Origin of the sequence: Cellulosimicrobium arenosum (genome assembly GCF_014837295.1) — a bacterium.
GTDB classification, from domain to species: Bacteria; Actinomycetota; Actinomycetes; order Actinomycetales; family Cellulomonadaceae; genus Cellulosimicrobium; species Cellulosimicrobium arenosum.
On sequence record NZ_JACYHB010000013.1, the window covers coordinates 105667 to 125328 of the forward strand.

Consider the following 19662-nt stretch of genomic DNA (forward strand, 5'->3'; position numbering starts at 1 on the left):
ACCCTGGGGCCATGACCCCCAAGCAGTCCTCGCAGACCATGAAGCCCGCCACGGCGGCGAAGAAGCTCGGGGTGTACCTGCCCGCGACGCCCGCGGCGTTCCAGGAGGGCACGGTGACGCGGGGTCAGCTCGAGGAGCTCGAGAAGAACCCGCCCGAGTGGCTCGCCGACCTGCGCCGCAACGGGCCGCACCCCCGACCGGTGGTCGCCGGCCGGCTGGGGATCTCCATCTCGGGGCTCGCGCGCGGCGGCATCGACGACCCGCTCACCACCGAGCAGATCAACGAGCTGCGCGACGACCCACCGTCCTGGCTCAGCCAGGAGCGCGAGACGCAGGCGAAGGTGCGTGCCGAGGAGGACCGCGTCGCCGCCGAGCGCGCCAAGGCGGCCGAGCGGGCGAGGTCCGCCGAGCGGGCGAAGCCCGAGCGCCCGACGACCTGAGCACGATCGATGCCCGCTAGACCGTGACGGCCCCCGGTCCCGCGTCCCGACCGTCGTCGCCGCTCTTCCCGGCGCGTCCTGCCCCCTCGGTGTGACCGAGCGCCATGTCCGGCGCCACCGCGTCCCGCACCCGGCGCTTGAGCTCCGGGATCTCGGGGAAGCCGTCCCCGGACGCGCGGTCCCACAGCAGCACCGCTCCGTCTCCGGCATCGAGCCAGACGCGGAACACCCCACCCGTCCCCGGCACGAGCGCGACCTCGCCGAGGCGGGTCCGGAACGTCTGCAACAGCTCCTGCGCGACCCATCCTGCCCGCAGCAGCCAGCGGCACTGCGTGCAGTACTCGATCGCGACGCGCGCGCTCCCGGGTGACCGGTCCGACGTCGGGCGGGGCTCGTCGGGTATGTCGGGCCCGGCGGGACCGGTGCGCAGCGGCTCGTTCGTCATGCCGTCCAGCCTACGGTCGACGGCGCTCGTCAGGTCCCGCGCTCGGCGGGCAGGCGACCGGAGGACACGGCTGCCTCGAGGGCGGCGAAGTCCTGCTCGACGACGTCCGCGTAGGACCTCGACCACCGGACGATCGCCTCGTCGAACGTGGCTCCTCGACCCAGGTAGCCGTAGGTCGTGCGCGCCCCCGGAGACTGGCTGTGGGCTCGGGCGAGGACCCAGCCGCACAGCTCGCCGTACCTCGTGAACTGGTCCGGCGCGAGCCGGTCGAGCTCCACCGACCCCTTCATGTCACGGAACTGCCGCCAGAAGAAGTCCACCCGGGCGCGTCCCGTGCGGTCCGGGCGCTCGACGGTCACCCACCCGAGGAACGGGTCGGAGTGCGCCTGGAGGATGCGCTGGGCGGTGGCGACGCGCCGCGCCTGCGACAGCACGGGACCCGTGACCGCGGGGCGTCCCGGGAGAGCGTCGGGCATGCCGCCGTAGGTCGCGAGGACCGACGTCGCGGCCTCCTTCGCCTGCAGGACGAGGGGCTCGCCCGCGGGACCCTCGAACAGCAGGATGTAGCAGCGGGTACCGACGCTGCCGACGCCCACCACCCGCAGGACGAAGTCCACGAGGACGAACTGACCGAGCAGCAGCCGGACGTCGGCGCGCAGCGGCTCGCGATAGAGCTCGAAGTACTCCGAGAGCTCCTCGACGCTCGCATGGTCGACGTGCCGCATCACGGGTGGTTGGTCGACGATCCGGGGGTGCCCGTCCGCCGTGCGCGTCGTGATCTTCCGCACGACCTGCTCCGACGTGCGCCGCCGAGCCTTGCGCACCGTCCGCCGCATCTCGTCCTTGCCGGCCGTGGTCAGCAGCGGCTCGATCGTCTCCGTCGCGACCTGGAAGGCGAAGCGTTCGAGAGCGCTGCGCGCGAACAGCACCGCGAGCGCCTCGCGGTAGCCCCGGACGACGCTGCGTACCGCGTCGCCGCACTGGTCCTCCGTCATGCCCTTGTCCCGACCGCCGACGTACATGCTGGCGGCGAGCCGCTTGACGTCCCACTCCCACGGGGCGTCCGCCGACTCGTCGAAGTCGTTGAGGTCGAACACGAGGCGACGCTCGGGTGAGGCGAAGAGTCCGAAGTTGGACACGTGCGCGTCGCCGCACGCCACGACGTGGACCCCCGTCCGGGGTGCGTCCCGCAGGTCGTGCGCCATGGTCGCCGCGGTGCCGCGGTAGAACGCGAACGGGGACTCGAGCATGCGCCCGACCCGCAACGGCACGAGATCCGGGAGCCGGTCGAGGTTCTGCCGTTCGATGATCGCCACGGGGTCGCGTTCCGGGAGGTGGAGCTCGCCGTGCGTGCTCCGCGGCACCCGCTCGCGCAGCCCACGGCCGACGGCACGGCACTCGTCCAACGTCCCCGGGACGACCATGGGTGACCTCCTCGGCCAGGGTCGCAGCCTAGCGCGCCCCTCGCGAGCGCGCCGAGCGACCGGGACGTCACAGGACCGGTCGTCGTCGGGGAGACTGGGCGGGTGACGACCACCGCCCTCACCGATGTGCTCCTCGGCCTGCGCACCGGGGAGCCAGGTCCCCGGCGCGAGGACTCCCCCGTCGCGGTGGACGCCGCGGACCGCCTGCTCCTGGACGAGGCGGCACCGTGGGTCGAGGAGGTCGGGCGCGGGGCCGTCGCGGTCGTCGACGACCGGTACGGAGCCCTCGCCCTCGGCGCGGCCACGCTCACCGCGCGCGGCGGGGCGCAGGAGCTCGTCCGGGTGCACCAGGACTCGTGCACCGCGGCTGCCGCGCTCGACATGAACGGCGCGGCGCTCGAGATGTCGGACACCTACCGCCACCACGCGCTCGACGCCGGCCTGCTCGGCGGCGCGCGCGTCGTGCTGGCACGCCTGCCGCGCGGTCTCGCCGCACTGCGGGACCTCGCGGAGCACGTCGCCCGCGAGGCCGCCCCGGACGTCGTCCTGCTCGCGGTCGGTCGGGTCAAGCACATGACGCCGACCATGAACGACGTCCTGCGCGAGTCGTTCACCGACGTGCGCGCGAGCCTCGCGCGGGGCCGGTCGCGGGTGCTCGTCGCGCGCTCACCCCGGCCGTGCGACGACGGGTCGGCCTTCACCTACCCGGTGACCGCCGACCTGCCGGACGTCGGGCTCTCGGTCGCGACCTACGGCGCGGCGTTCGCCGGTGCGAGCCTCGACCTCGGGACGCGTCTCCTCCTCGAGCAGCTCGACGCCGTGGCGCCCCCGGCCGGTCCCGACGGCACTCCGCACGACGAGCCCGGCGACGTCGTCGACCTGGGGTGCGGGACGGGGATCCTCGCGGCGTGGGCGGCTCGGCGCTGGGTGTCGTCGCGCGTCGTCGCGACCGACAGCTCGGTCGCGGCGGTGCGGTCCGCCGGGCTCACGGCGCGGGGGAACGACGTGGGCGAGCGGGTCCGCGTCGTGCTGGACGACGCCGGGTCCACCCTCGGGGACGCGAGCGCGGACCTCGTGCTGCTCAATCCGCCGTTCCACGAGGGTGCGGCCGTGCGGACCGGCACGGCGCACCGCATGTTCGCCGCCGCGGCGCGGATCCTGCGTCCGGGCGGCGAGCTGTGGTGCGTGTGGAACTCCCACCTGCACTACCGGGGCGCGCTCGAACGGGCGGTCGGGCCGACCGTCCAGCTCGCGCGGGACCGCCGCTTCACCGTGACGCGCAGCGCGCGGCGCTGACCGTCGCGCGCTCGCGAGGTCACGGGCTCGCGGGTCCGGTCACTGCACGTCCACGACGTCGACGACGAACACGAGAGTGTCCGTGCCGCCGATGCCGGCCTGCGGGACGCCGCGCTGGCCATAGCCGTGCTCCGGCGGGACGGACAGCAGCACGCGCGAGCCGACGCTCTGGCCGACGAGGCCCTTGTCCCAGCCGCCGATGACCGCGCCCACGCCGATGGGGAACGCGATCGTGTCGCCCCGGTCGTAGGAGTTGTCGAACACCTCGCCGTCCCACGTCTGGCCGAGATAGTGGACGACGATGTTGCGCCCCGACGTCACCGCGGGCCCGTCGCCCTCGGACAGCACGACGACTTGAAGGCCCTCGGGCGCTCCCGACCCCGGGAACGTCACGGTGGGCTTGTCGCCAAAGGAACCCGAGATGGAGGGAAGTGCGGACTGATCGGTCACGAGGACGCCTCTCGTCGGTGGCTGGGATCGTCCGCCGGGCCCGACGGAGGCGTGCCACGGCGGCATCTTCACCCTACGCGGGTCGGCCGCACCGGCACCCCGAGCTCCCCGTGGCTCCTGCCGCGCGGCGCCTCTTGACCATCTAGGCTAATAGCATTAGCTTTTGAGCTATGGACATGAGCGCGTCAGCACCGACCCACCACCTCCAGCGACCCGCGGGCCGGATCGCCTACACCGACCACGGCGCCGGCCCGCTCGTCGTCGCCTCCCCGGGCATGGGCGACCTGCGGGCCACGTACGACGACGTCGTCCCCCGCCTGGTGGACGCCGGGTACCGCGTCGTGGTCATGGACCTGCGCGGCCACGGCGAGAGCGACACCACGTTCGCCGTGCACGGCGACGAGGCGACCGCGTCCGACTACGTCGCGCTCGTCGAGCACCTCGACGCCGGTCCCGCGGTGCTGCTCGGCAGCTCGATGGCCGCGTCCGCCGCGGTGGTCGCCGCCGCGGACCGCCCCGACCTCGTGCGCGCGCTGGTCCTGCTCGACGGGTTCCTGCGCGAGGGGGCCTCGCGCACGCGGCTCGCCGCGATGCGGGTGCTGTACCGCGTGCTGCTCGCCCGCCCGTGGGGCGCCGCTGCCTGGTCGGCCCTCTACGGGACCCTCGTCAAGGGCCCGCGCCCGGCCCGGCTCGCGGCGCACCAGGCGGCGATCCGCACCAACCTATCCGAGCCGGGCCGCCTGCGCTCGTTCCGGCACCTGTGCCTCCAGCTCGACCACTCGGTCGTCGAGCCGCGCGTCGCGCGCGTCCAGGCGCCCGCGCTCGCGGTGTTCGGCCTGCGGGACCCGGACTACGCCGACCCGGCCGCCGAGGCCGCGTGGGCGCGCGAGGCCCTCGGCGCGAGGACGCTCGAGCTCCCGGGGGTCGGTCACTACCCGCAGCTCGAGGCACCGGGCGAGGTCACCTCGGCGGTCCTCGACTTCCTGACCGCCCAGCCGGAGCAGCCGGGACCGGACGCCGCGACCCGCCACACCGGGACCGACGACCGTGCCTAGGGCCGGCCTGTCGCGTGGCGCCGTCGTCGCGATCGCGCTCGACCTCGTCGACGCGGGCGGTCCGACCGGCTTCGCGGACCTCACGCTCGCGAAGGTCGCGGCGCGGGCGGGCGTGGCGACGCCGAGCCTCTACAAGCACGTCGGCTCGCTCGCCGCGCTGCGGCGCGAGGTCGCGGTCGTGTCAGACGACGACTTCACGCGCACGATCGCCGAGGCGACCGTCGGCCTCGCCGGGCCCGACGCCGTCACCGCGCTCGCGCACGCGACCCGGCGGTTCGCGCACGAGCGGCCCGGCCGCTATGCCGCGGTCCAGGTCGCACCCGACCCCGACGACCCGGCGGACGCGGACCACCGCGCCGCGGCGCAGCGCGGCGTCCAGGTCGTCGCGGCCGTGCTGCGCGGGTTCGACCTGCCCGACGGCCGCGCGATCGACGCGATCCGCTCCGTCCGAGCGAGCCTGCACGGGTTCGTCGCGCTCGAGCTCAGCGGCGGCTACCGCCTGCCCGACGACCTCGACCAGAGCTTCGACGTCCACGTCAGGATGCTGCTCGCAGGGCTGGAGGCGCTGTGCCCTGCGGCTGGACGCCGCCGCGCCGGCACACCGCCGGACCGGACGGGCGAACCACCACGGGAATTCCCGTACGGTGTAGAGCGTTGAGGCCACCGATCGTCTCCCGACCGAGAGGTTCCTCCATGCCCGAGACCACGACCGCTGCCGGGACCGCCGCGCCGTCCGTCCCTGCGCTCCCCCACCTCGCCGACCAGGCCGAACGTCTGGTCGCGCTCGGCGTCCACACGATCGCGGGGCTCGGCGCAGACGAGCTCCGCTCCGCCGCCGCGGGGCTCGCTGCCACCGCGCCCGCCGGCGCCCTGCTCGTGGTCGACCCGCGGCTCGCGCCGCCATCGGCCCTCGCTCCCCTGCTCCGGCTCCCGGCGCGTGGGGGCGAGAGGGAGGGGTTCGTGGTCGTCGACATGGACGACGTCGACCGGTTCGCCCCGATCGAGGGCGTGCACCCGCCGGAGAGCGCCCTCTACGTCGTGACCGACCTGGACCGTGGTGACGACATGGCGAACTGGTCCCCCGACGAGGCGCTGCCCGAGATCACGGCGCGCGGCCGTACGCCGCTGCTGCTCGCCGAGGGCCTCCACTGGGCGCTCCAGGTGCCAGCGGTCGTCGAGCGCAACCGCTGCTTCATGACGATCGGCTCGCGCCTGCGCAAGCCGGACGGCCGGCTCGACACCCGCACGCCCGCCCTGTGGATCTCGAACGGCACGGGTCGCGACGGCCGCGAGCGCCGCGGCGCGCCGAAGGTGGGCTGGTGTTGGGCGGGGAACCGGCACACGTGGCTCGGGTTCGCGTCCGGGGCGGCGCGCCAGAGGTGACCAGGAGCGCGGCCGACGGTATGCCGTCGTGGCGACGTCGCCGTGGGCCGCGCTCCTGCTACAGCAGTCCGAGAGCGGCGACGGCCACGACGACCGCGCCGAGGACGACCACGAGGACCGGGCGGTCAGCCGCCTCCCGGGCAGCGAGGCGCCCCATCACGGCGCCGATCGCGGCGGTGACGCCGACGACGAGTGCCGACCCGAGCACGAGCGACCCGCTCGCGCCCGCGGACGTGAGCTGACCGGCGAGACCGCCGCCGAGGAACGACCCCCACAGCGCACCACCCACGAGGCCCAGCGCCCCGAAGACGAGCGCTGCCCGGCGCTCGGACGCGTCGCGCGTGATGCGGGAGCCGAGCCAGCCGAGCGCCGCCCCCGCCGTCGGGACGCTGATGACGATGAGCAGGGCCGCGAACGGGAGCCACGCGGGCGGCGCGCCGGACAGGACCATGTACAGGACCTGGACGGCGAGCATCGCCACCGCGGCGACCGCCAGGCCCGCGACGAGGACCGGCACCCGGGTCGTCGGGGTCTCCCCCGCGGTGGGTGCCGGTCCTGAGGTGGGACGTGCCACCGGGTCAGTCGCTCTGCAGGATCGCGAAGAGGCGCAGGAACTCGAGGTACAGCCAGATCAGCGTGACGAGCAGACCGAACGCGGCGGACCACGCGAACTTCGCCGGGACGCCGCCCTCGACGCCGCGCTTGATCGAGTCGAAGTCCACGATGAGCGAGGCGGCGGCGAGGCCGACGGCCACGAGGCTGATCACGATGCCGAGCGTGCCACCGCGCAGCCCCCAGCCGTCCAGCGCACCGAACATGAGCAGCACGACGTTGACGAGCGAGAAGGCGAGGTAGCCGACCATCGCGATGAGCAGCCACCGCGTGAACTTCGGTGTGACCCGCACCTTGCCGGACTTGAACAGGAACAGGGCCGCGGCGAAGGTGGCGATGGTCGCGACGACCGCGGACGGGACGACCCCGCTCCACTGCGCCTCGTAGAAGCGGCTGATCCCACCGAGGAACACACCCTGGGCGACGGTGTAGAGCATGATGAGCGCGGGGCTGGGGCTCTTCTTGAACGCGTTGACGAGGCCGAGGACGAGGCCGACGACCGCGCCGCCGATCCACAGGCCCGGCATCTGCGGCGTGAGGTACCACGAGCCCGCTGCGACGACCACGAGGAGGGCGAGCAGCCCGCCGGTCTTCATGATGACGTCGTCGTAGGTGAGGCGCTTCGTGTCCGCCGTCGTGGCCGACGGTGACGTGTACATCTGGTTCAGGGTCGCGGCGTCGGCGGCCTGCGCGCCCTGCTGGCCGTACTGGCCCCACTGCTGGCCCTGCGGGGCCGGGGTGCCGTACGCCGGCCCCTGCTGCCCCTGCGCCGGCGGCGTGCCGTACGCGGGCCGGGTCGTGGTGGCCGACCTCCCGCGCTGGGCGCGCGGGTCGCCGAAGACCTCGCTGTTGTTGAAGACGGGGTTGCTCATGGGCTCCTCCTGGTCGCGGCGTCCACTCCTGCAGCGGGCCTCGTCTGTGGCGTCTGCCTCGAGTCGGGTGTCGCTGGCCTGACAGTCATCCTACGGAACGTGCGAGCACGCTCCACTGTTCCCGCGGGGTATCTCGCCGTTCCGGGGGTACGCCGCGCGGCGTACGCCACCCGCCCGACAGGCGGACAAGATACGCCGGAAGGTGGCTGTCCGGCGTCGGGCCCGGTGCCTAGGCTCGAGACGAACCACGAGACCTCACCACTCGAGAGGGACGAGCCATGATCGAAGCACACGGCCTCACCAAGCGGTACGGGCCGAAGACCGCGGTGGACGGCGTCACGTTCACCGTCCGACCGGGCACCGTCACCGGCTTCCTCGGCCCCAACGGAGCCGGCAAGTCCACGACCATGCGCATGATCATGGGACTGGACCGCCCGACCGCCGGGACCGTCACCGTCAACGGCAAGCCCTACGCGCAGCACCGCTCCCCGCTCACCGAGGTGGGCGCGCTGCTCGACGCGAAGGCCGTCCACACCGGCCGCTCCGCCTACAACCACCTGCGTGCGATGGCTGCGACACACGGGATCCCCACCAAGCGGGTCGACGAGGTCATCGACATGACGGGCCTGCAGTCGGTCGCCAAGAAGCGCGTCGGCGGCTTCTCGCTCGGCATGGGTCAGCGGCTCGGCATCGCGTCGGCGCTGCTCGGCGACCCGAAGACGCTCATCCTCGACGAGCCCGTCAACGGGCTCGACCCCGAGGGCGTCCTGTGGGTGCGCAACCTCGCGAAGTACCTCGCGTCGGAGGGCCGCACGGTCTTCCTGTCGAGCCACCTCATGAGCGAGGTCGCGCTCACCGCGGACCACATCGTCGTCATCGGCAAGGGCCGCATCATCGCGGACGCGCCGGTGGGCGACATCGTCAACGGCACCCAGCAGCGCACGGTGCGGGTGCGCACCCCGCACGCGACACAGCTCGCCGAGCTGCTCACGCGCGACGGCTCGACCGTCACGAGCGACGAGCCCAGCCTGCTGGTCGTCACCGGGGCCGACGCGCCCGGCATCGGCGAGCTCGCGGCCGCGCAGGGCTTCGTGCTGCACGAGCTGACCCCCGTCACGTCCACGCTCGAGGACGCGTACATGGCCCTCACGGCCGACTCCGTGGAGTACCGCACCGAGTCGGCGCAGTCCCACATCGGGCACGGCGCGACCGGCACGTCCGCCGGCGCGCCGGCGCAGGACGCACCCGCCCAGACCTACGAAGGAGCGCAGCGATGACCGCCACGGCTCTCGCCCAGGGCCCGACGACGGCCCGCACCTCGCCCTACCGCCTGACGTTCGGCCACGTGCTGCGGTCCGAGTGGATCAAGTTCCGCACCCTGCGCTCCACGTGGTGGACCATCGGGACGACGCTCGTCGTCATGGTCCTGTTCAGCATGTCGATGGCGGCCTCGTTCAACCTCGCGGCGGACACGCCGGAGATGGCCGCCGAGATGGGCGACGTCTCGACGGTCCAGGCGCTCGTCCTCGGGTACATCTTCGCCCAGCTCTCCGTCGCCGTCCTCGGTGCGCTGGTCGTCACCGGCGAGTACTCGACGGGCATGATCCGCTCGACGCTCAGCGCCGTGCCGACCCGGCTCCCCGCCCTGTGGGCCAAGTCGGGCATCATCGGTGTCGTGACGTTCGTCGTCGGGCTGGTCGGCGTGGCGCTGTCCTACCTCGTCACGACGCCGATCCTCTCCGGGAACGACTTCGTGCCGGACCTCGGGGACTCCGTCGTCCAGCGCGTGATCCTCGCGTGCGCCGGCTACCTCGCGCTCGTCGCGCTCCTCGCGGTCGGTGTCGGCACGATCATGCGCCACTCGGCGGGATCGATCTTCACGCTCGTCGCGTTCCTCTTCGTCCTGCCGCTCGTCGCGAGCTTCCTCAGCCAGGAGTGGGTCCAGGACGTCGCGAAGTTCCTGCCGATGAACCTCGCGACCGCCATGATGGCCGTGACCGAGGCGGACGCCGGTGGCGTGCAGATCCTCGCACCCGGCGAGGCGACGCTCGCGATGGTCGCCTGGTCCGTCGTGTCGCTGGGCGTGGCCGCCGTCGTGCTCAAGCGCCGGGACGCGTGAGCGACCCGCACACCCCGCGGCCGACGCCGGACGAGCAGACCGCTCGTCCGGCGTCGGCCGCTGCGCGACCTGCCACGCCCGCACCCCTGCCGCTGCGGCCCGCGCCACAGCCCTTCAGCGAGCTCGACGCGCGCCGGCTCGGACCGCTGCGGCGCTACTTCGCCCAGCACCCGCGCGTCATGGACTGGGTCGTCGTCGCGATCTTCACGGTCCCCGGCCTCTTCTACGCCGTCGCGACACCGCCGGAGCAGGGCTCCGACATCCTCGTGCTCGCGTTCGTCCTCGCGGGCGGCGCGGCGCTGCTGTTCCGCCGACGCCGGCCCGTCGCCGTCGCGCTCACGATCGCGGTCCTGGGCGTCGTCGCGCTCGCCACCGTCGGCGACACGGCGGGCTACGAGGTCGCCGCGATGTTCGCCGTCTACGCGGTCGCGGCCGCCCGGTCGCCCAAGATCGCGTGGCCGGTCCTCGCCGCGCTCGTCGTCCCCCTCTCGACGGCAGTCATGGTCTGGCTCGACGTGGTGACCACGGAGGACGGCGAGATCCTGCGGGCCGACGTCGACCCGGGCGAGATCACCAGCGACCGTGTCGCGAGCGTCCTCGTCACCACGATCCTGTGCCTCGTCGCGATGGCGATCGGCTCGAACGTCCGGGCCCGGCGCCAGCACGTCGCCGACCTCGTCGACCGCGCGAACGCCATCGCGCGCGACCGCGACCAGCAGACCCGCCTGGCGACCGCCGCGGAGCGCGCCCGGATCGCGCGCGAGATGCACGACGTCGTCGCGCACTCCATCACCGTCATGGTGGCGCTGGCCGACGGCGCCCGCGCGGCGGGCCGCAAGGACCCCGAGCTCGCCGACCACGCGCTCGACGAGCTCACCGCGACGGGCCGTGCCGCGCTCGCCGACATGCGCCGGGTGCTCGGGGTCCTCCGCGAGCCCGACGAGGACCCGGACGCACCGCTCGTGCCGGCGCACGAGAACCACGACCTCGAGGACGTCGTCGAACGCTTCCGCACCGCGGGCCTTCCCGTCCGCCTCGTACGGCGCGGACCGCAGCCCGCCACGAGCCCGGCCGTGCGCCAGGCAGCGCTGCGCATCGTCCAGGAGGCCCTGACCAACGTCCTGCGCTACGCCCCGCTGTCCCCCGTCGTGCTCGTCGAGGTCGTGCGCTGGGACCGGCGCGCGACGGGCGAGGGCGACTGGCTCGAGCTGCGGATCGTCAACCGCGCGGGCCGACGACCCGGCGAGGGCGATAGCGTGGACGAGCGCGAGCTGCCCGCGTCGATCACGGGACTGCTCGCGCGAGGCCCCGTCGGCAGCGGGCGCGGCATCATCGGCATGCGTGAGCGTGCGGGCCTCCACGGCGGCACGGTGCGCGCGGGATCCGTCGGTGACGGGTGGGAGGTCGTGGCGACGCTGCGACTGGACGAGGAGGGGACCCGGTGACGGGAGGACCGACGACCGCCGACGGCGCCGCGCAGTCCACCGCACCCGTGCGGGTGCTGCTGGTGGACGACCAGGCCCTGCTGCGCATGGGCTTTCGCATGATCCTCGCGGCCGAGGACGACATCGAGGTCGTGGGCGAGGCGGGCGACGGCGCGACCGGGCTGGCGCAGGCGGCGGCGCTGCGCCCGGACGTGGTGCTCATGGACGTCCGCATGCCCGGCACGAACGGGATCGAGGCCACCGAACGCATCGTCGCCGAGGTCCCGTCCGCACGCGTCATCATCCTCACGACGTTCGACCTGGACGAGTACGCGTTCGCCGCGCTGCGCGCGGGCGCCAGCGGCTTCCTCCTCAAGGACGCGAGGCCGGCCGAGCTGGTCGGCGCGATCCGGGCCGTGGCGAGCGGAGACGCCGCCATGTCGCCGCGGATCACGCGTCGCATGCTGGAGATGTTCTCCGGCCAGCTGCCCCGTGACAGCACGGACGGCACCGCCGAGGCGGCGGCCGCTCCGAGCGGCCGCGACGACCCGCGCCTCGGCGAGCTCACGGCGCGCGAGCTGGAGGTCTTCGAGGCTCTCGGTGAGGGTCTGACCAACGCCGAGATCGCGGGACGCTTCGTCCTGTCCGAGGCGACCGTCAAGACCCACGTGGGTCGGGTCCTGGGAAAGCTGGGACTGCGCGACCGCGTCCAGGCCGTCGTCCTCGCCTACGAGACGGGCGTCGCGCGCCCGCAGTAGCCGGGCCCGGGCGCCACCCGCCGCGCGCCGCCGTGCTACCTCGCCGCGGACCGCTCCGCGCGGCGGGTGGCGCGACGCTCCTTGCGACCCTCCACCAGGGTGTACAGCACCGGCACGACGACGAGCGTGAGCACCGTCGAGGACACCAGCCCGCCGATCACGACCAGCGCGAGCGGCTGCGAGATGAACGCGCCGCCCCCGGTGATCCCGAACGCCATCGGCGTGAGCGCGAAGATCGTCGCCGCGGCCGTCATGACGATCGGTCGGAGCCGCTTGCGCGAACCCTCCATGACCGCGTCGGAGAGCGCGTCCCCGCGCTCGCGGTACTGGTTGATGAGGTCGATCAGCACGATCGCGTTCGACACCACGATCCCGACCAGCATGAGCAGGCCGATGAGCGCGGGGACGCCGAGCGGCGTCGACGTGGCCAGGAGCAGCAGCAGCGCGCCCGTCGCGGCGAACGGCACCGAGACGAGCAGGATCAGCGGCTGCACGAGGCTGCGGAACGTCCCCACCATGACGAGGTAGACGATCGCGATGGCGGCGAGCAGCGCGAGGCCGAGGTCCGCGAAGGCGTCGGCCTGGTCGGCGGCGACGCCCCCCACCTCGACGGTCGCGCCCGCCGGCAGGTCGAGGTCGTCGACCGCGGTCGTGAGCTCGGTGGTGAGCGTGCCGAGGTCCTGGCCCTCCGGGGTGACGGACACGGTCGCGCTGCGCTCGCCGTCGACCCGGGTGATCGAGGTCGGGACCTCGACCTCGGCGACGTCGGCGACGTCGGTGAGCGGCACGGCGCCCGCGGCGGTGGGCAGCACGATGGCCTCCACCTCGTCCACCGTCGCGGGGGCCTCGCCCTGCGCGACCCGCACGTCGACCGGACCGTCACCGAGGTCGACCGACCCGATCGGGGCCGGGGACATGGTGCCTGCGACGATCCCCGAGACCTGGGACTCCGTGAGCCCGACGGCGGCCGCGGCCTCGCGGTCGACCGTGACCTGGACCGTGGTCTGGGCCGCGGACAGGTTGTTCGTGACGTCGGTCGCGCCCTCGGTGGCCGAAGCGGCCTCCTGGACCTGGGTCGCGGCGTCGGTCAGGGTGTCGAGGTCGGGTGCGCGCACGACGAGGTCGACCGTCGAGCTGCCGAACCCGGCGTCGCCGCCGGAGACGGTCACCCCGGTGCTCGGTGCGTCGCCCAGGTCGGCGACGGCGTCCCGGATCTCGCCCTGCGCGGCGACGCCGTCGGCGTCGGGGTCGAGCGTGACCGCGAAGGTCGCCTCGGGGCTCCCGCCTCCGCCGAAGAACGCGGCCTCGGGGCCGCCGGCGCTGCCGACGGTCGCCTGCACGGTGTCGACGACGTCGAGGTCGGCGAGCGCACCCTCGACCTGCTGGGCCGCGTCGTCCTGCACCGACAGCGAGGTGCCCGGCTCGAACGACTGGGTGACGGTGATCGTGTCCTGGCCGGAGTCGCCGAGGAAGTTGGTCTCGAGCCGCGGGACGAGCGCGAGCGTGCCGACGAAGACCACGACCGCCACGACGACCGTGATCGCCGGGTGACGCAGCGCGCCGCGCAGCGTGGGCAGGTAGCCACGCTGCCAGGGGCTGCGGCGTTCCTTGGCCTCGGCGGCGGCCCGTACGGGGTCGCTCTCGTCCGCGGCGTGCGCGGGGGCCTCCTCGTCGGCGCCCTCGTCGTCGGGCGCACCGGTCTGGGCGTGCACCGCGAGGCGCGGCGCACGGATGAACCAGTAGGCGAGGACGGGCACGATGGTCAGCGCGACGAAGAGCGACGCGAGCATGGCGATCGAGACCGTCATCGCGAACGGGCGGAAGAGCTCGCCGACCATCCCGCCGACGAACGCGATCGGCAGGAACACGGCGACGGTCGCGACCGTCGAGGACGTGATCGCGCCGCCCACCTCCTTGACGGCCGTGAGGATCGCGGAGCGCTTCTCCTCGCCGTAGGACAGGTGTCTCTTGATGTTCTCGATGACGACGATCGAGTCGTCCACGACCCGGCCGATCGCCACGGTCATCGCGCCGAGCGTCAGGATGTTGAGCGTGTAGCCGGTGGCGCCCATGACGAGGAACGTCACGCACAGCGACAGCGGGATGGAGATCGCGGAGACGAGCGTGGAGCGCACCGACGCGAGGAACAGGAGGATCACGACGACGGCGAACAGCAGGCCGAGCCCGCCCTCGGTCGCGAGCCCCTCGATGGACTCCTCGATGAACGGCGCCTGGTCGAACACGACCTCGACCCGCACGCCCTGGGCGTCGAGCGTCCCGGTCAGCTCGTCGACGGCGTCCTGGACCTCGTGCGAGACGTCGACGGTGTTGCCGTCCGGGGTCTTGGTGATCGCGACCGCGAGGGCGGGCTCGCCGTCGAGCCGTGAGAACGACGTCGCCGGCGCCTCGCCGGCGGTGACCTCGGCGACGTCGCCCAGCGTCACCGCGTCGCCCGTGGGTGTGATGAGCGGGAGCGCGGCGAGGTCCTCGACCGAGGTGATCTGCGAGCCGACCTGCACGCTCAGCGTCGTGTCGCCCTCGGTCACCGTCCCGGCGGGCACCACCGCGCCGTTGTCCTGCAGGACGCCGGTGACGTCCGCGGGCGACAGCCCGGCGGCGCCGAGGGCCTCGACGTCGAGGTCGATCGTGACCTCGGTGTCCGCGACGCCGCTGACCGTGGCGCTGCGGACGTCGGGGATCTCCTCGAGCCGCGGCACGAGGACGGACTCGACCGTGTCGGCGAGCGCCACGGCGTCGGTGTCGGCGCCCTCGGCGCCCGAGACCGCGAGCTGGACGACCGGCAGGTCGTCGACGGAGCCCGTGATCACCTGGGGCTCGACGTCGGACGGGAGCTGTCCCTGCGCGCGCGTCACGGCCGTCTGGAGCTGCTGGGACGCCGCGTCCATGTCCGTGCCGTACGTGAGCTGGACGGTCGTGACCGACAGCCCGGTCGAGGACGTGGAGGAGACGTCCTCGACGCCGTCGACACCCTGGACGGCGCCCTCGACCTGCTGGGTGACCTGGTCCTCGACGACCTCCGGCGACGACCCCGGGTAGACCGCGACGACGGCCGCCGTCGGGATCTGCAGCGACGGGATGAGCTCCTGCTTGAGCGACCCGAGGCTGATGACGCCGAAGACGGCGATCGCGATGGTCGCGAGCGCGACGACGGCACGGTTCGCCAGCGACAGCCGGGCGAGACGGAACACAGAGCCTCCAGGGCAGGGACGTTCGAGGGGGTCGTTCCGGCGTCGTCACCAGACCCGCTGAGCCTAGCGCGAGCGACCCGCGCACAGCTCCACCGCTCAGGCCTCGCCCAGCGCCTCTTCCGGGGTGCCCTCGACCGCGCGGGCGCGGCGGTTCCAGCGCGACCACAGCACGCGTTCACCGATGTCGGCGGCCATGCGGTGCCCGAAAGCGAGGAACGTCACCACGCCGACCACGAGGATCGCGGCCCCGACCCAGAACGGCGCGGTGGCGGACGACGGCGCGAGCAGCCCGGCGATGACCGGCGCGGGGGCCGCGAAGCCCCAGCGCACGAGGTTGAACGCCCCGGTGGTGACGCGGCGGTCGGGGTCGCCGAGCGCGAGCGAGAGGTCGGTGAGGTTCGCGTTGGCGATGCCCATGCACACGCCGGCGAGCACGAGCACGACGACGGACCAGGCCGTCCCGAGGTCCAGCGCGAGCAGCACGAGGGCGAGCAGCACCCCGACGACGGCCACGCCGAGCGTCTGCACGCCGCCGATCCGGTGGGCCATGCGGTGCCCCACGACGAGGATCCCGACGGCGAGGCCGATGCCCCACGCGGTGAAGACGAGGCCGAGGGGGATCACGTCGAGACCGAGGAACACGGGCGTGTAGCCGAGCACGATGAAGAAGCAGAAGTTGTACGTCGCGGTGACGACGGACAGCGCGAGGAAGCCGGGCTTGCGGAAGAGCCGGAACACCTGGCCGACGTGCAGCGGTGCGGGTCTGACCTCCGGGTCCTTGAGGCGGGTCACGGACACCACGAGCGCGACGACCATGAACAGGCCGCACACGAAGAACGGCACCCGCCAGCTGATGCCGCCGAGCAGCCCACCGATCAGCGGGCCGACCGCGAACCCGAGCCCGACGCACGTCTCGAACAGCTCCACGACCCACGCGCGGTCGTTGGCGAGGGAGACGAGCAGCACCATCGCGGTCGCGAAGAACATGGCGTTGCCGAGGCCCCACAGCCCGCGCAGGGCGGCGAGCTGTCCGATGGTCGTGCTGAGCGCGGCGAGGACGGCGGCGACCGCGACGGTACCGACCCCGGTCACGAGGATCTTCTTGTACCCGAACCGTCCTGTGGCGAGGACGGCCGGGATCATGCCGATCGCCATCACCGCGATGTACGCGGTGAAGAGCAGCTCGATCTGCCACGTCGACGCGCCGATCTCCGCGCCGATGACGGGCAGGATCGGATCGACGACCGCGATGCCGGCGATCGCGAAGAACGCGGTGAGCGCCGTGGAGTAGATGGCTGTGCGGTTCGGTTCGTCACGCGTGGAGGCCACGGGGCCGTGCTCCTTGGGGGTGGGACGTCGAGGGAGGTTTTACCTGTATCTAGCAGGTAACACCTTGTAAGATACACCCATGACGGTTGCTGCGGGAAACCAGTCCCGAGGAGAGATCGCTCCGGGGACGCGGGACGACGACGCGGCGTCGGCCACCCTCGCGTCCGTCGAGCTCGAGGTGGCCCAGCTCCTGCGCCGGGCAGAGCGGACCCACGCGTCGGGTGAGCCGACCGGAGCGCGCCGGACGGGGCTCGACCGGTCGGGCTACCTCCTCCTCCACGCCCTCGGCACCCACGGGCCGCAGCACATCAACGCCCTGGCAGCCCGCCTGGGCCTCGACGCGTCGACCGTGACGCGCCAGGTCGTCGCCCTCGAGAAGGCGGGCCGGGTCCGCCGCACGCGCGATCCCGACGACGGTCGCGCCGTCGTCGTCGAGCCCACGGAGGGGGGCCTCCTCCAGCTCACCGAGCACCGCTCCGCCCGGGCCGACCTCTACTCCGACGTGCTCCGCGACTGGTCACGCCTCGACCGTGCGCTCCTCGCCGAGCTCCTCGCCCGGCTCAACGAGGGCCTCGACGACTACCGGCGCCGCCGCGACACCGACTGAGGCGACCCGGCACCAGCTCGTACCAGGGTCAGGAGGCCAGGCAGTGCCCGCTGGCGCGGGCCAGAGGGCCGGCAGCGCCCACCGGCGGGTCAGGGGGCCGGCAGCGCCCACCGGATCGCGCGCGTGACGAGTCCGCCCGACGACCGCGCGAGCCGCGGCGGGACGAGGCGGACGTCGGGCATCTCCGCGCGCGCCCACGCGGGCAGCGACGCGCGCGCGGCAGCCGCCAGGCCGGCGTAGAACGGGCGCACCGCGTACGGCAGCGGCGGCTCGAGGAGGAGGAAGTGCGCGGCGTCGCGCGCCTGCGGCGTCATCGTCAGCTCGCCCCGGTAGTCACGGATCGCCTGGTCCAGCGCGGCGCGGGTGCGCGGCACGGCGACCACTCCCAGCCGCTGCCCGACGTCGCCCGCCTGCGCCACGTACTCGTCGCACCCCGCGGCGTCGAGCGGCCGCGCCCCGTACGTCTGGTGCGCGACCAGGAAGCTCTGCGTCTCGGCGACGTGGACCCACCGGAGCAGCTCGGGGTCGGAGGCGGCGTACGGGCGGCCGTCCGGAGCCCGCCCCCGCACGCGCTCGTGCACGGCGCGCACGACGTCGACGGCATGCTGTGCGTCGTCGACCGTCGCGAACGTGGTGGTGGCGATGAAGGTGGACGTCCGTTGCAACCGTCCCCACGGGTCGCCCCGGTAGCCGGAGTGCGCGGCGACGCCGGCCATCGCGAGCGGGTGGAGGCTCTGCAGGAGCAGGGCCCGCAGCCCTCCGACGAACATCGACGCGTCGCCGTGGACGCGCTGGATCGGGGAGCCCGCGGCGAACCATCGGGGTCCGGGCGCCCGGTGGATCCGGGCGCGCACGGCGGTCGCGTCCGGACCGGCGACGCGCGCGAGGATCGCTCCCCCCGCTGAGCTGCGCGCTCGTGTGACGCCCATGGCCATGCGCCGATCGTGCCACCCCGCGCGCGACCCGCACCTCCACCCCGTCGCGCGGCGCCGTGGGCGATTCGCAAAGAACTGTCTGCAAAGACTCCCTTGCAAAGATGTCTTTGCGTGTCTAGAGTGACCTGCATGAGCACCGACGACACGGCCGGACCGGGCCGGGAGAAGCCCTCGGAGCGGATCCTCGGGCCGGCGCAGCTCAAGGCGCTCGCACACCCGCTGCGCATCGAGATCCTCGAGCAGCTGACGGCCCACGGCGCACTCACCGCGAGCGGGCTCGCCGAGCTCGTCGGCGAGTCCAGCGGCTCGACCAGCTACCACCTGCGTCAGCTGGCCAGGCACGGCTTCGTCCGGGACGTCCCGGGCCGGGGGACGGCGCGCGAACGATGGTGGGAACGCAACCCGGGCGGGTTCGTGGTCAGCCTGCCGGACGACCCGGACGACGTGGCGAGCGTCGCCACGACCCAGACCGTCAACCGCGAGTTCGAGCGGGCACGCGCGCGCCGGATCCTCGCCCTGATCGAGAACCCGACCAGCGTCGGCCGCGAGTGGCTCGACGTGACGCGCTTCCAGACGACGAACCTCTGGCTGACGACGGACCAGGCGGCAGAGGTGACCACCGCGTGGGACCGCTTCTCCGAGGTCCTCGACCGCTACTCGAACCAGCAGGATCACCCGGGCGCACGTCCCGTACAGGTCCACTTCAACCTCTTTCCCCTCGTCGAAGGCAAGGAGAACCCGTCATGAGCGCCTACTCCCCCACCCTGGGGCGCACGACCGAGATGCACGGCCTCGACCGCCTCCTGGTCCGGCTGGGCACGAACCTCACCACGCTCGGGCACCGCCGAGCCGCGGCGCGCTCCGCCGTGCTCGCCTCCGGGCGAGAGCGCCCGCACGCGTCGCGCGCCACCCGTGGCGTCTGGTCCCAGCACCTCGAGCGCGAGCGCGACAACAGCGCGCAGCACCACCCGCTGCTCCTGCGCTGACGACTCCGGAGGGGACCTCTCCCCATCGGTCGATCCGCTGCGTCGCCGGCCCGTGACCTATCCTCGTTGCGGCGACCGGCCCGCGCTCGAGACCACCCGACAGCACCGCCCCGGCCGATCGTCGACCAGTCGATCCGGGGGATCACCAGTGCACCTGATGTCACGCCTGAACGAGAACCGCCGCGCCGTCGCGTCGGTGGGCACCGTGACCGCGTTCGCGGTGGCGTTGGTCGGGTTCGCGGTGTTCTACGAGGGTGAGGCGACGGCGGACGTCGAGCTGAACGACTCGGGTGTGTGGGTGACGAAGACGTCGGCCGG

General features: G+C 73.4%; 20 protein-coding genes. 12 read left to right on the forward strand and 8 right to left on the reverse strand.

Annotation, left to right across the window (positions count from 1 at the left end; genetic code table 11):
* Positions 1 to 11 precede the first annotated feature (11 nt).
* Entirely contained in the window at positions 12 to 440 is a 429-nt protein-coding gene (locus IF651_RS14455; protein ID WP_191829830.1) for a DUF5997 family protein, read from the forward strand.
* Between the two features lie 16 nt (positions 441 to 456).
* Here the strand turns inward: IF651_RS14455 and IF651_RS14460 are convergent, their stop codons facing one another.
* Positions 457 to 885 (reverse strand): Rdx family protein, encoded by a 429-nt coding sequence (locus tag IF651_RS14460; protein ID WP_191829831.1) that lies wholly within the window; start codon positions 883 to 885, stop codon positions 457 to 459.
* A gap of 29 nt (positions 886 to 914) precedes the next feature.
* Positions 915 to 2309, reverse strand: coding sequence for a DUF2252 domain-containing protein (locus IF651_RS14465; protein WP_191829832.1), 1395 nt, complete (start codon positions 2307 to 2309; stop codon positions 915 to 917).
* A gap of 102 nt (positions 2310 to 2411) precedes the next feature.
* Here IF651_RS14465 and IF651_RS14470 point away from each other — a divergent pair, with 102 nt between their 5' ends.
* Positions 2412 to 3605, forward strand: coding sequence for a class I SAM-dependent methyltransferase (locus IF651_RS14470; RefSeq protein WP_338403983.1), 1194 nt, complete (start codon positions 2412 to 2414; stop codon positions 3603 to 3605).
* Between the two features lie 39 nt (positions 3606 to 3644).
* On the opposite strand, the gene IF651_RS17855 is transcribed toward IF651_RS14470, so the two are convergent.
* Positions 3645 to 3998 carry an FKBP-type peptidyl-prolyl cis-trans isomerase gene (locus tag IF651_RS17855; RefSeq protein WP_338403984.1) on the reverse strand — a complete coding sequence of 118 codons (354 nt, stop codon included), beginning with the start codon at positions 3996 to 3998 and terminating at the stop codon, positions 3645 to 3647.
* A gap of 233 nt (positions 3999 to 4231) precedes the next feature.
* Here IF651_RS17855 and IF651_RS14480 point away from each other — a divergent pair, with 233 nt between their 5' ends.
* From IF651_RS14480 to IF651_RS14490, 3 genes are read left to right on the forward strand one after another with little or no spacing between them, the layout of a single operon-like run.
* Positions 4232 to 5110, forward strand: coding sequence for an alpha/beta fold hydrolase (locus tag IF651_RS14480; RefSeq protein ID WP_241744479.1), 879 nt, complete (start codon positions 4232 to 4234; stop codon positions 5108 to 5110).
* The gene (locus IF651_RS14485) at positions 5103 to 5768 is read left to right on the forward strand and encodes a WHG domain-containing protein (RefSeq protein ID WP_191829834.1); all 666 of its coding nucleotides are present in this window, start codon (positions 5103 to 5105) and stop codon (positions 5766 to 5768) included. Before IF651_RS14480 ends, IF651_RS14485 begins: the two co-directional genes overlap by 8 nt.
* A gap of 35 nt (positions 5769 to 5803) precedes the next feature.
* Entirely contained in the window at positions 5804 to 6493 is a 690-nt protein-coding gene (locus IF651_RS14490; RefSeq protein WP_191829835.1) for a DUF5701 family protein, read from the forward strand.
* Between the two features lie 58 nt (positions 6494 to 6551).
* Here IF651_RS14490 and IF651_RS14495 read toward each other — a convergent pair whose 3' ends face one another.
* Together IF651_RS14495 and IF651_RS14500 are read right to left on the reverse strand one after the other, a co-directional pair.
* Positions 6552 to 7067, reverse strand: coding sequence for a hypothetical protein (locus tag IF651_RS14495; protein ID WP_191829836.1), 516 nt, complete (start codon positions 7065 to 7067; stop codon positions 6552 to 6554).
* Positions 7068 to 7071: 4 nt separating this feature from the next.
* Positions 7072 to 7977 carry a Bax inhibitor-1/YccA family protein gene (locus IF651_RS14500; protein WP_191829837.1) on the reverse strand — a complete coding sequence of 302 codons (906 nt, stop codon included), beginning with the start codon at positions 7975 to 7977 and terminating at the stop codon, positions 7072 to 7074.
* A 278-nt stretch (positions 7978 to 8255) separates the two neighbouring features.
* Between IF651_RS14500 and IF651_RS14505 the strand changes: the two genes are divergently transcribed.
* The 4 genes from IF651_RS14505 to IF651_RS14520 all read left to right on the forward strand — a co-directional run bounded on the left by IF651_RS14505 (position 8256) and on the right by IF651_RS14520 (position 12278).
* Positions 8256 to 9254: an ABC transporter ATP-binding protein gene (locus IF651_RS14505; protein ID WP_191829838.1), complete on the forward strand. Its 999-nt coding sequence runs from the start codon at positions 8256 to 8258 to the stop codon at positions 9252 to 9254.
* Entirely contained in the window at positions 9251 to 10096 is an 846-nt protein-coding gene (locus IF651_RS14510) for an ABC-2 transporter permease (RefSeq protein WP_191829839.1), read from the forward strand. Before IF651_RS14505 ends, IF651_RS14510 begins: the two co-directional genes overlap by 4 nt.
* Positions 10093 to 11541 (forward strand): histidine kinase, encoded by a 1449-nt coding sequence (locus IF651_RS18285; protein WP_191829840.1) that lies wholly within the window; start codon positions 10093 to 10095, stop codon positions 11539 to 11541. The genes IF651_RS14510 and IF651_RS18285 overlap by 4 nt, the downstream gene beginning before the upstream one ends.
* Positions 11542 to 11627: 86 nt before the next feature.
* Positions 11628 to 12278, forward strand: a complete 651-nt coding sequence (locus IF651_RS14520) for a response regulator (RefSeq protein ID WP_191829865.1) — start codon at positions 11628 to 11630, stop codon at positions 12276 to 12278.
* A gap of 35 nt (positions 12279 to 12313) precedes the next feature.
* Here the strand turns inward: IF651_RS14520 and IF651_RS14525 are convergent, their stop codons facing one another.
* Both IF651_RS14525 and IF651_RS14530 read right to left on the reverse strand, forming a co-directional pair.
* On the reverse strand, positions 12314 to 15487 hold the full coding sequence (locus IF651_RS14525; RefSeq protein ID WP_191829841.1) for an efflux RND transporter permease subunit: 3174 nt from the start codon (positions 15485 to 15487) through the stop codon (positions 12314 to 12316).
* A 96-nt stretch (positions 15488 to 15583) separates the two neighbouring features.
* Entirely contained in the window at positions 15584 to 16816 is a 1233-nt protein-coding gene (locus IF651_RS14530; protein WP_191829842.1) for an MFS transporter, read from the reverse strand.
* A 79-nt stretch (positions 16817 to 16895) separates the two neighbouring features.
* On the opposite strand from IF651_RS14530, the gene IF651_RS14535 reads away from it, so the two are divergent.
* Positions 16896 to 17423, forward strand: a complete 528-nt coding sequence (locus tag IF651_RS14535) for a MarR family winged helix-turn-helix transcriptional regulator (protein ID WP_191829843.1) — start codon at positions 16896 to 16898, stop codon at positions 17421 to 17423.
* 89 nt (positions 17424 to 17512) lie between these two features.
* On the opposite strand, the gene IF651_RS14540 is transcribed toward IF651_RS14535, so the two are convergent.
* Entirely contained in the window at positions 17513 to 18358 is an 846-nt protein-coding gene (locus tag IF651_RS14540; RefSeq protein WP_206715348.1) for an oxygenase MpaB family protein, read from the reverse strand.
* Between the two features lie 129 nt (positions 18359 to 18487).
* Between IF651_RS14540 and IF651_RS14545 the strand changes: the two genes are divergently transcribed.
* Positions 18488 to 19105, forward strand: a complete 618-nt coding sequence (locus IF651_RS14545) for an ArsR/SmtB family transcription factor (RefSeq protein WP_191829844.1) — start codon at positions 18488 to 18490, stop codon at positions 19103 to 19105.
* A complete protein-coding gene (locus tag IF651_RS14550; protein WP_191829845.1) occupies positions 19102 to 19344 on the forward strand; it encodes a hypothetical protein in 243 nt (80 codons plus the stop codon). The genes IF651_RS14545 and IF651_RS14550 overlap by 4 nt, the downstream gene beginning before the upstream one ends.
* The last annotated feature ends 318 nt before the right edge of the window (positions 19345 to 19662 follow it).